Raw genomic sequence first — 10,443 nt, 5'->3', positions numbered from 1 at the left:
CCGCAGGCCATCGCGCAGCGACGCGACCGCAGGGAGCGCCCTTGACAGTGCGGCTCGGCACGAAGAGACAGTTGAACTGGCGGGCAGCCCCCGGGCACCTCCCCGACCCCGGACGCTCGAAGCGCGGGCCTTCGCGGCGAAGCCGCGCCCGGCGAAGCCGGGTTCGGCAAAGCCGGGTTGCTCACGTCCACTGCTCCGCAGGGGCTCGGCCCGCCAGTGGCTTGCCCACCACCGCCAGGGCGGTGAAGAAGTTCACCTGGCCGATCGCGACCGTCAGGGTCGCCAGTGCCTTCGGGTCGTACTGCTTGGCCACCCGTGCGTACAGCTCGTCGGAGACGCGCTCTCCCTGGGGGTTCGGGAGGATCACGGCCTCCACCAGTTCCAGCGCCAGCCGCTCGGCCTCGGTGAAGAGTGTCGCGTCCCTCCAGGACGCCACGGCCGCGATGCGCTCCTCGGACTCGCCCGCCTTGCGCAGCAGGCTCGAGTGCATGAGCGTCAGGTAGGTGTTGCCGACGATCTGGCCCGCCCTCAGGTGGATCAGCCCCATCGTGGTGCGCGGCACCGACCGGTTGCCCGTCGCCTTGTACAGCGCGCCCCCGATGGTCGCCAGCTCCGGGATCAGCTCCGTCGGGTCGGACATCCGCGAACCGACGGTCTGCTCGGTCAGGGTCTTCGTGACGGTCGGACGAGCGTCCATGGCAGTTCTCCTTCACCTTCGCCTCGGGGCGCTTCGTTTCGGCGCCCTCGCGTTGCTGCCTGCACACCTATGACGGATCCCGAAGAACGCATGTGACCGGTTCGGTGACGTCGTCCGGGAGCCGGGACAGGAGGTCGCGGAGGTTCGCGGAGGTCGCGGAGGCGCGGAACGTACGCATGGGGGCTCCAGGAGAGGCGTGGGCTTTCCGCGACGACGCCAACTCTGCTGGCCAGGAGGGTGGTTGCCCATGGGTGATCACCCTGACGGGACCCGGAGCCCCGCCCTCCGCTCCCCCAGGGGCACGCCCCGGGTCACGCGTCCAGGCTGACCGGCATCAGGAGCGAGAAGCTGTCCTCGGTGCCGGGGTGCAGGATCACGAGGGGGGCCTTGGGGCCGACGTACTCCAGGAGGAGTTCGTCGGCGGCCAGGGCGTCCAGGGCGTCCAGGAGGAAGGCGGGGTTGACACCCACCCGGTCGCCCGGGGAGTCGTGCTCGCCACCGCGCTCGCCGGCCCCGGCGCCCCCCGCGACGGTCACCGTGTCGGTCAGGACCAGGGTGCACACGTCCTCGTCGTGGTCGGCGAGGGCCCGACGCAGGGCCGGGACGTCGAGGGGGATGCGGCGGCCCTCGGGGAGCCGGGTCAGGCGGCGGTAGTCGGGGTAGTCCTCGCCGAGCCCCAGCCCGGCGACCTCGCGGTCCTGGGTTTCCAGCTCCACCCGGTCCCCCGCCACGGTGAGCCGGGCGGGGGCGGTGCTGTCGGCCAGCAGGGCGCGCATCGCGTCGACGAGCGGGGTGGGCACGGTCACCCGGACCCGGGCGCCGCCGTGGCCGGTGGTGGCGGCGCGGGCGATGGCCATCCGGTAGCGGTCGGTCGCCACGACATGCAGCTCCTGGTCCTCGATGTCGAACAGGACCCCGCCGAGCCCCGGCAGCTCGGGGTCGCGCCCGGCGGCGAAGCGGACGGCGTCGAGGGCGGCCGCGAACTCCGCGGCGGGCACGGTCAGGCGGGCGGTGACGGTGGTGGTGGTCATGGTGGTCTCCTTGTGCGCGAGTAGGGCTCGTACCGCGGAGAACTCGGTGCGCGCATCCGCCAGGCCGCTCTCCAGCCGCCGCAGATGGCCGTCGAGCAGCCGGGGCACCAGGCCGGTGTCACCGCCGGACCAGCCCGCCAGCACCAGCCGGATGTCCGCGATCGGCATCCCGGCCCGCCGCAGCCGGGCCAGCAGCCGCGCCTCGCCGAGCTGTTCGGGCCCGTACCACCGGTATCCGGTCGCCGGATCCACCCGGGCGGGCACCAGTACGGCCGCCCGGTCGTAGAACCGGAGCGCGCTCACGCCCAGTCCGCTGTCCCGGCCCATCTCGCCGATGCTGCGCATCTCGCTCTCCACGTCCACGACTCTGAGACCTCCACCAGGTCGAGGGTCAAGCGGCCCGCACACTGGGCGCATGACGAGTCTCCACATCAACGGCCCCGACACCGAACTGGCGGAACGCCTCGGAGAAGAGCTGACGGCCTTCAACACCCGGGCGGCCGGAGGGCACGACCGCGGCGACTTCACGGTCCGGGTCAGCGCCCCGGACGGCGCCCTGGTCGGCGGCCTCACCGCCTGGACCTGGGGCGACTGCGCCGGTATCGAACTCCTCTGGGTCGACCACGCACACCGCCACGAGGGCTGGGGCGGCAAGCTGCTGGCCGCCGCCGAGGCCGAGGCCCACCGCCGGGGCTGCCGCACGATCACGGTGTCGACGTACAGCTTCCAGGCGCCCGCCTTCTACGCCGCCCACGGCTACCGCGAGACCGCCCGCATCCCCGGCATCCCGTCTCCGCACGAGGACATCTACTTCATCAAACCGCTCGACGCGGAGACGGCCGGGACCGCGTAGCGCTCGCGGACGGGGCGCTACGCGGTCCGGGCCGTCTCCGCGTCGGACGCCGCCCACCGGGACGCGGCGGCGCGGGAGAGCTCGCTGGTCCTGGTCACCGCCGGGCCGGCGCGACCGGTCGACCGGTTTTCCGGTTGACCTGATGCCCGGCTCAGCCCTGGGCGCCCACCTTGGGGGCCTTCGGCAGGCCGGTGTCCAGCGCCGTGCCCGTCCCCGCGAGGGAGCTGTCGGTGGCGTGGGCCGAGGTCTTGGCGACTCCGGCGGCCACGCCGACGGCGGTCTTGGCGTCCTTGACCGTCCCGCTCGGGTTGTCGACGATCTCGCCGACCCGCGTGGTGAGCGGCGTCCCCTGCGGCGGGCTCTGGTCGGCGGCCTGGGCGAGCCCGGGGGTGAGGGCGAGGGCGGCGCCGCCGGAGAGGACCAGGGCGGCGAGGGTGCGTTTCATGGCGTTCATGCCCGGCCCAACGACCCCGGAGCCCCCGGGTCACCGGATTCCGGTGGCTGGGGTCAGGATTCCGGTGCCCCGGGCCGGGGTTCCGCTGACCCGGGCCGGGGTTCCGGTGTCTCGGCTCACCAAGCGCTGATGACCGGCGCGTCGGGCTCGTACCGGCGCCAGGCCGCGCCCAGGCGCGCGATCCGGTCCGCGGCGGCGATACCGCGCAGGGACGCGATCTTCCCGTCGCTGACCTCGAACGTCACGGCGCCCACCACCCGGTCCTCGATGACGGCGAGGACGGCCGGGGAGCCGTTGACCCGCGCGAGGTGGAAGACGGGCGAGCCGCCGGCCAGCCGCCGCTTCGCCTCCGTGGGCTTGAAACCGGCCCGCACGTACGAGGCGACGCGTTCGGGTGTCGTGAACCGCAGCAGGCGCCTGGCCAGCCCGTTGCCGTCCGAGAGCGCGGTCACGTCGGCGGTGAGCATCGCCACCAGCCGTTCGGTGCGCCCCGACATGGCGGCGGCCAGGAACTCCTCGACGATCCGGCGCGCGGACGCGGGATCCACCTCGGCGCCGCCGCGGCGCTCGGCGGTGACCCGGCGTCGGGCCCGGTGGACGTGCTGCGCACTCGCGGACTCGGTGATGTCGAGGATCGCGCCGATCTCGGCGTGGGCGTACGAGAAGGCCTCGCGCAGGACGTAAGCGGCCCGCTCGACCGGCGAGAGGCGCTCCATGAGGGTCAGGACGGCCAAGGACACCGATTCGCGCTGCTCGAATGTGTCGGCCGGGCCGAGCATCGGGTCGCCCTCCAGCAGGGGCTCGGGCAGCCAGGCACCCGCCGTGCGCTCGTGGCGCGCCCGCGCCGAGCGGAGCCGGTCGAGGCAGAGGTTGGTGGCGACCTTGGTCAGCCACGCTTCCGGCACCTCGACCCGTTCGCGGTCCGCGGCCTGCCAGCGCAGGAACGTGTCCTGCACGGCGTCCTCGGCGTCGGCGGCCGAGCCGAGCAGACGGTACGCGAGCGAGGCCAGCCGGTTCCGGCTGGCCTCGAACCGGTCGATGGCGATGCTGTCCATGCGCCACACGCTATGCGGCGGCCGGCACGGCGGGCCCGTCGGCCGCGGCGGCCAGGCGGCGCCGGCGCTTCGGCACGCCGAAGGTCGGGTGGTCGATGCCCCACCCGGCTCCCTTGAGCACGGCCGACTTGAGCCGCGAGGCGGTCCGGCCGCCCAGGTACCAGGACTTCGACCGGGCGTCCCCGTCCACCATCTGGAAGATCGCGTCCCGCCGCCCGAGGCTGATGTGGTTGCCGTGGTACTTCAGCTCGGCACGCGGGACCTCGCCGCCCGTCAGGCGCGCGACGATCGCGGCCGTCGCCCGCATGGTGGTGAGGCCGGCCGAGGCGCAGGACATGGGCAGGGGCAGACCGTTCGCCCCGATCGCGTAGGCGCAGTCACCGGCGGCGTAGACGTCCGGGTGCGAGACCGAGCGCATGGTCGCGTCGACGACGATCCGACCGGTCGCGGCGACCTCCAGGCCGCTGGCGGCCGCGATGGGGTGGACGGCGAATCCGGCCGACCACACGGTCACGTCCGCCGGTACGGACGCCCCGGTGACGCGGTCGACGATCGCCCGCGTCGGCTCGACGGCTTCGATGGCGGTGTGCTCGTGGACGGTGATGCCCAGCCGGTCGAAGGCCTGGCACAGGTGGCGGCGGGCCTTGGGGGCGAGCCGGGCGCCCAGTTCACCGCGGGCGGCGAGCGCGACCGAGAGGCCGGGGCGGGATTCGGCGAGCTCGGTGGCGGTCTCGATGCCGGTCAGCCCCTCCCCGACGACCAGCACGGCGGCGCCCTCGCCCAGGGCGTCCAGGCGCTCGACGAAGTCGGGATCGGCGTTGACGACGGTGATCTCGGTGTCGGCCGGGGAGAGCCTGCGGGCCAGGCTTCCGGCGGCGAAGGCCCCTGCGTATCCGGCGCCGAGTACGACGATGCGGTGCTTCATGGCGGTGCTCCTGTCTCGTTCGCGTGCCCCTTGAACGGGACGGCGCTCCGATTGCTGACAGGAGTCGGATGTGACGTGGGTCACGGCGCCGCGCGGGGTGTCGTGACGGACGCCCGGACAGACGGAGCCGGCCGGTGGGCTCAGTCGTTGACCACCAGGGCCGGGGTCGCCCTGGTCAGGACGCGGCCGCGGAAGAAGGCCGGGCTGCGGCGTTCGGTGGCGGCCATGATGACCAGGCCCAGGAGCAGCAGGCCCACGCCGATGACGAACACGCTGCCGACGCCGAAGACCGTGGAGCCGGAGCCGTAGGTGGGGTTCCACATGTCGATCAGGGTCTTGCAGAAGACGGTGGCCAGGAGCAGCCCGCCCGCCACCGGGAAGACGCCCTTGAACAGCAGGTCGCGCGCCGAGCGGCGCAGCTCCGCGCGGAAGTACCAGGCGCAGGCGAAGGCCGTCAGGGAGTAGTAGAAGCAGATCATCAGGCCGAGCGCGAAGATCGTGTCGGTGAGGACGTTCTCGCTGATCAGGGTCATCACGGTGTAGAAGGTGCCGGTCGCGGCGCCCGCCATGACGGTGGCGCGGCCCGGGGTCTTGAACTTCGGGTGGACCTTCGCGTACGAGGGCGGCAGCGCCTCGTACGTCGCCATGGCCAGCACCGTGCGGGCGACCGGGATGAAGGTCGTCTGCAGGGAGGCCGTCGCCGAAGCGAGGACCGCGATGAAGAGGAGGACGCCGAGGCCGGGGCCCATGACCGGGCCGGCCAGGGCGGCGAAGACGTTGCCGGAGGTCTCGGGGTTGCCGAGGCCGAAGCCCTTGTCGCCGGAGCCGACGGCCATCTGGGCGACGATGCCGGTGGCCAGGTACGAGCCGACCAGGACGGTCATCGCGATGAGCGAGGCGCGGCCGGGGGTCTTGGCGGAGCCGGTGGTCTCCTCGTTGGTGGCCAGGCAGGCGTCCCAGCCCCAGTACATGAAGATCGAGAGGGAGAGCCCGGCGGTGAAGGAGGCCATGGACCCGACGGCGAACGGGTTCATCCACTGCCAGGAGAAGTCGAGCCCGGTGTCGAAGGTCCCGGCGGAGGCCTTCTGGAAGGCCATGGCGACGAAGACGGCGAGCACGACGAGCTGGAGGCCGACCAGGGTGTACTGGATGCCCTTGGTGGCGGTCATCCCGCGGTAGCTGATCGCGGTGGCGACGGCGATCAGGCTGAGGCAGGTCGCGATGTGGACGAGTTGGTCGTCGTCCAGGGCAGCGATGGCCGGATTGCCGGTGATCTCGCCGGCGAGGAGCCAGAAGTAGGAGGTGGCGACGCCGGCCAGGTTGGAGAGCACGATGATCGTGGCGATCACCAGGCCCCAGCCGCACATCCAGCCGACGCGCGGCCCGAAGGCCTTGACGGTCCAGGTGAAGGAGGTGCCGCAGTCGGGCATCGCCTTGTTCAGCTCGCGGTAGGCGAAGGCGACGAGCAGCATGGGCAGGAACCCGGCCAGGAACACGGCGGGCATCTGGACGCCGACCTCACCGGCGGTGGAGCCGAGGGTGGAGGTCAGGCAGTAGACCGGGGCGACGGTGGAGATGCCGATGACGGCGCTGCCGAGGAGGCCGACGGAGCCCTTGCCGAGACCCTTGCCGCGTACGCCGTCCTCGGGGGGGCCGCTCACCGTGTCTGCGGCCCGCGGCCGAACGTCCAGCTGTGTCATGAGTAGGGACGTTAGACGCTGCGGTTTCCTTATCCGGAGGGTTTCAGTCCGGTAATCCAGAGATCCAACTACCTTGGAATCCCGCGACCAATGGAGCATGCACCCTCATATCGCAAGGTTCATTCAGGCAACCATTCGCCCTTCGCAAGGCAATGAGCCGAACCTTCCGGAATGCGGAAACCGCAGCCTTGTCCGTTATGCCCGATTCAAAACTTTCCCGTGCGGATTTCCCGTGCGGATTTTCCGGGACGTGGCCGCCTCCGGGGTCAGCCCGGCCAGACGATCGACTGGATCTCGCTGTACGCGTGCAGGGCGTACGAGCCGACGTCGCGTCCGACGCCCGAGCGTTTGAAGCCGCCGAACGGCGCCTCCATGTTCCGGCCGATGGTGTTGATCCCGACCCCGCCCGCGCGCAGTCGCTTCGCGACGCGGAAGGCGCGCGCCGAGTCCCCGGACCAGACGTAGGACAGCAGCCCGAAGTCGCTGTCGTTGGCCAGCGCCACCGCCTCCTCCTCCCCGCCGTCGAAGGGCACGACCACCACGACCGGACCGAAGATCTCCTCCCGGACCACCCGCATGTCGTTCGTGCAGTCCACCAGCAGGGTCGGCGCCACGTAGAAGCCGCGGCCCGTCCCGACCACCGGGCGCTCGCCGCCGTACGCGATCCGCGCGCCCTCCTTCCGGCCCAGTTCGACGTACGACTCCACCCGGTCGCGGTGCGCCTCCGAGATCACCGGACCGACCACGGTGCCGCGGGCGCCCGGGTCTCCGACCTTCATGAAGGCCAGGTACCCGGTGAGCTTCTCGACCAGCTCCGCGTACACCGACCGGTGCACGATCACCCGGGTCGGGGCGGTGCAGATCTGACCCGAGTAGAAGGAGAAGGTGGTGCCGATCCCGCTCACCGCCGAGTCGAGATCGGCGTCCTCCAGCACGATCGCGGCGCCCTTGCCGCCCAGTTCCATCAGCTGCCGCTTCATGGTCCGCCCGCACACCTCGGCGATGCGCTGCCCGACGCCCGTGGAGCCGGTGAAGGACACCATGTCCACGTCCGGGGAGTCCACGGCCGCCTCGCCGACCTCCACCGAGGTCCCGCAGACGACGTTGACCACGCCCGCCGGGACGCCCGCCTCGTGCAGGGCGTCGGCCATCCGGAAGACCGACAGGGGGTCCTGCGGGGCGGGCTTGACCACCACCGTGTTGCCCATGGCCAGGGCCGGGGCCACCTTGCCCGCCGGGTTCGCCCACGGGTTGTTGTACGAGGTGATGCAGGTGACCACGCCCACCGGCTGACGCACTTCCAGCGCGCCCAGGATGCTCGCCCTCCCCATCGGCCCGGCCTCGGTGACCTGCGGCGGCAGCCCGCGCTCCACCGGTTCCAACGCGCCCTTCGCGTAGCGCCGGAAGCGGGCCACCCCGACGCCGACCTGCATACCGCGCGCGATGCCGGTCGGGGCGCCCGTCTCCGCCTGGGCCAGGGCGGCCCACGGCTCGTACTCGCGCTGCATGATGTCGGCCGCCCGGTCCAAAACGGCGGCGCGCGCCTCGGGCGGCGTACGGGACCAGCCCTCGAAGGCCGCCGCCGCGGCCCGGGCGGCCTCCTCGACCTGGCCGCGGGTGGCCTCGGGGGCGAGCCCGACCACCGATTCGTCGGCCGGGTTGATCACCTCGTAGTGGCCGCCGGCGGGCTCGACCCACTCACCGCCGATGTACAGCCGCTGGGATGCCTGGGCACTCACCGCGTGCTCACCGTCCTCGTGTCCCGGCCCGACCGGAGCACGATCCCCGGAATGGCCCCCGTCACCGCGTCGTCGCGGATCGTCTCCACACCATTGACCCGGACGGACACGATGCCGATCGCCCGCGAGTCCAGCCGCGGGCTGTCGCCCGGCAGGTCGTGCACCAGCGTCGCGGGCCCGGCCTCGATCCGCTCCGGGTCGAAGAGCACCAGGTCCGCGTGCCAGCCCTCGGCGATCCGGCCCCGGTCGCGCAGCCCGAACAGCTGGGCCGGGTCGTCCGTCAGCATCCGTACCGCCTGCTCCAGCGGCACCAGCTTGCGCCCGCGCAGACAGTCCCCGAGGAAGCGGGTCGTGTACGGCGCTCCGCACATCCGGTCCAGGTGCGCGCCGGCGTCCGAGCCGCCCAGCATCACGTCCTCGTGCTGCCAGGTCTCCTGGCGCAGCGCCCAGCTCGCCGGGTCGTTGTCGGTGGGCATCGGCCAGAGCACGGTGCGCAGGTCGTCGGCCGCGCAGATCTCCACGAGGCAGTGGAAGGGGTCCTGGCCTCGCTCGGCCGCGATGTCGCCCGCGACGCGGCCCGAGAGGCCGTCGTTCTCCTTGGTGTAGGTGTCACCGATGACGTAGCGCCCGAAGTCCGCGAGGCGCCGGAAGACCCCGGCCTCCTTGCTGTCGGCGCGGCGCAGCATCTCGGCGCGCACGTCGGCGTCGCGCAGCTTCGCGATCCGCTCGGGCACGGGCAGGCCGAGGATCTCGCCCCAGCCGGGGATCAGGTTGAGCGCGCAGAAGGTGCCGAGCGACATGTTCATCGGGGTCAGGATCGGCATGGTGAGCGCGACGATCCTGCCGCCCGCCTTGCGGGCGCGCTCGCTCGGTACGAGCTGACGCGGCACGCGTTCGGGGACGGCGGCGTCGATGGTCAGCACGTTCCAGTTCAGGGGGCGTCCGGCGGCCGCGCTCATCTCGACGAAGAGGTCGATCTCCTCGTCCGCGAACTGGTCCAGGCAGCCCGCGACGATCGCCTCCAGCTGGGTGCCCTCGTGCTCGGCCACCGCGCGGGAGAGCGCGAGGAGTTCGGCGGGCTTCGCGTGCCGGGAGGCGACGGGGGCGCCGGCGCCGTCGGAGTGGGTGGAGGACTGGGTGGTGGACAGGCCCCACGCGCCCGCGTTCATCGCGTCGTGGAAGAGGTCCAGCATCTGCCGCATCTGCTCGGGGGTGGGCTGGCCCCCGACGGCGTCCTCGCCCATGACGTGGCGGCGCAGGGCGCAGTGGCCGACCATGAAGCCCGCGTTGACGGCGATCCGGCCGTCGAGGGCGTCGAGGTACTCGCCGAAGCTCGACCAGGTCCAGTCGACGCCCTCCTCCAGGGCCTTGAGGGCCATGCCCTCGACCTTGCTCATCATGCGGCGCGTGTAGTCGGCGTCCTCGGGGCGGTCCGGGTGGAGCGGGGCCAGGGTGAAGCCGCAGTTGCCGCCGGCGACGGTGGTGACGCCGTGGTTCATGGAGGGGGTGGCGTACGGGTCCCAGAAGAGCTGGGCGTCGTAGTGCGTGTGCGGGTCGATGAACCCGGGGGTGAGGACGAGGCCGTGGGCGTCCTCGCTGGTCCTGGCCGCCTCCGTGACGCGGCCGGGCTCGGCGATGACGGCGATCCGTCCGTCACGCAGGCCGACGTCGGCGGTGTAGGCGGGCGCGCCGGTCCCGTCCACGACGGTCGCGCCGCGGATGAGATGGTCGAGCATGGCGGATTCCTCTCCTGGTCGCTAACGATCCGGGCCGGCCCTTCCGGGGGGCGGGGGGTAGGCCTGGGCGGCGGCCCGGCCTCCGCTGCTCGGTCCCGGTTCGGCCCGGCCATTTCAGCCCCGCCGACGCTTGAGGCGCGGGGCCCGGGGCGGCGCCCCGGGGCTGCGGGCCACCCCCGGCTCGCGACCCGCCCCCGGCCCCGCCGGGCCACCCCCAGCCCGCCGGGCCACCCCCAGCCCCGCCGGCGTTTGA

General features: G+C 72.7%; 9 protein-coding genes. 1 reads left to right on the top strand and 8 read right to left on the bottom strand.

Annotation, left to right across the window (positions count from 1 at the left end; genetic code table 11):
- Positions 1 to 181: 181 nt before the first annotated feature.
- Together ABT084_RS37120 and ABT084_RS37115 are read right to left on the bottom strand one after the other, a co-directional pair.
- The gene (locus tag ABT084_RS37120) at positions 182 to 697 is read right to left on the bottom strand and encodes a carboxymuconolactone decarboxylase family protein (protein ID WP_351054048.1); all 516 of its coding nucleotides are present in this window, start codon (positions 695 to 697) and stop codon (positions 182 to 184) included.
- Positions 698 to 1,008: 311 nt separating this feature from the next.
- Positions 1,009 to 2,085 carry a DNA polymerase III subunit beta family protein gene (locus ABT084_RS37115; RefSeq protein ID WP_351054046.1) on the bottom strand — a complete coding sequence of 359 codons (1,077 nt, stop codon included), beginning with the start codon at positions 2,083 to 2,085 and terminating at the stop codon, positions 1,009 to 1,011.
- 58 nt (positions 2,086 to 2,143) lie between these two features.
- Between ABT084_RS37115 and ABT084_RS37110 the strand changes: the two genes are divergently transcribed.
- Positions 2,144 to 2,581: a GNAT family N-acetyltransferase gene (locus ABT084_RS37110; protein WP_351054043.1), complete on the top strand. Its 438-nt coding sequence runs from the start codon at positions 2,144 to 2,146 to the stop codon at positions 2,579 to 2,581.
- Positions 2,582 to 2,732: 151 nt separating this feature from the next.
- On the opposite strand, the gene ABT084_RS37105 is transcribed toward ABT084_RS37110, so the two are convergent.
- From ABT084_RS37105 to ABT084_RS37080, 6 genes are all read right to left on the bottom strand, one after another.
- Positions 2,733 to 3,035 carry a hypothetical protein gene (locus tag ABT084_RS37105; RefSeq protein WP_351054040.1) on the bottom strand — a complete coding sequence of 101 codons (303 nt, stop codon included), beginning with the start codon at positions 3,033 to 3,035 and terminating at the stop codon, positions 2,733 to 2,735.
- 116 nt (positions 3,036 to 3,151) lie between these two features.
- Entirely contained in the window at positions 3,152 to 4,090 is a 939-nt protein-coding gene (locus tag ABT084_RS37100; protein ID WP_351054039.1) for a sigma-70 family RNA polymerase sigma factor, read from the bottom strand.
- A 10-nt stretch (positions 4,091 to 4,100) separates the two neighbouring features.
- Positions 4,101 to 5,015: an NAD(P)/FAD-dependent oxidoreductase gene (locus tag ABT084_RS37095; RefSeq protein WP_351054036.1), complete on the bottom strand. Its 915-nt coding sequence runs from the start codon at positions 5,013 to 5,015 to the stop codon at positions 4,101 to 4,103.
- A 140-nt stretch (positions 5,016 to 5,155) separates the two neighbouring features.
- On the bottom strand, positions 5,156 to 6,715 hold the full coding sequence (locus ABT084_RS37090) for an APC family permease (protein WP_351054033.1): 1,560 nt from the start codon (positions 6,713 to 6,715) through the stop codon (positions 5,156 to 5,158).
- A gap of 266 nt (positions 6,716 to 6,981) precedes the next feature.
- Complete coding sequence (locus tag ABT084_RS37085) at positions 6,982 to 8,454, bottom strand: aldehyde dehydrogenase family protein (protein ID WP_351054031.1); 1,473 nt, start codon at positions 8,452 to 8,454, stop codon at positions 6,982 to 6,984.
- On the bottom strand, positions 8,451 to 10,190 hold the full coding sequence (locus ABT084_RS37080) for an N-acyl-D-amino-acid deacylase family protein (protein ID WP_351054029.1): 1,740 nt from the start codon (positions 10,188 to 10,190) through the stop codon (positions 8,451 to 8,453). Before ABT084_RS37080 ends, ABT084_RS37085 begins: the two co-directional genes overlap by 4 nt.
- Positions 10,191 to 10,443: the final 253 nt, after the last annotated feature.

The organism is Streptomyces sp. NPDC002138, assembly GCF_040296485.1.
Lineage (GTDB): Bacteria > Actinomycetota > Actinomycetes > Streptomycetales > Streptomycetaceae > Streptomyces.
Note: the sequence above shows the minus strand (reverse complement) of the source record. Positions and strands in the feature narration are given on the sequence as shown.

Bases quoted from the DNA above. Each gene is read 5' to 3' on its own strand.
- ABT084_RS37120 (WP_351054048.1), bottom strand. From the start codon at position 697: ATGGACGCTCGTCCGACCGTCACGAAGACCCTGACCGAGCAGACCGTC.
- ABT084_RS37110 (WP_351054043.1), top strand. From the start codon at position 2,144: ATGACGAGTCTCCACATCAACGGCCCCGACACCGAACTGGCGGAACGC.
- ABT084_RS37105 (WP_351054040.1), bottom strand. From the start codon at position 3,035: ATGAACGCCATGAAACGCACCCTCGCCGCCCTGGTCCTCTCCGGCGGC.
- ABT084_RS37100 (WP_351054039.1), bottom strand. From the start codon at position 4,090: ATGGACAGCATCGCCATCGACCGGTTCGAGGCCAGCCGGAACCGGCTG.
- ABT084_RS37095 (WP_351054036.1), bottom strand. From the start codon at position 5,015: ATGAAGCACCGCATCGTCGTACTCGGCGCCGGATACGCAGGGGCCTTC.
- ABT084_RS37090 (WP_351054033.1), bottom strand. From the start codon at position 6,715: ATGACACAGCTGGACGTTCGGCCGCGGGCCGCAGACACGGTGAGCGGC.
- ABT084_RS37080 (WP_351054029.1), bottom strand. From the start codon at position 10,190: ATGCTCGACCATCTCATCCGCGGCGCGACCGTCGTGGACGGGACCGGC.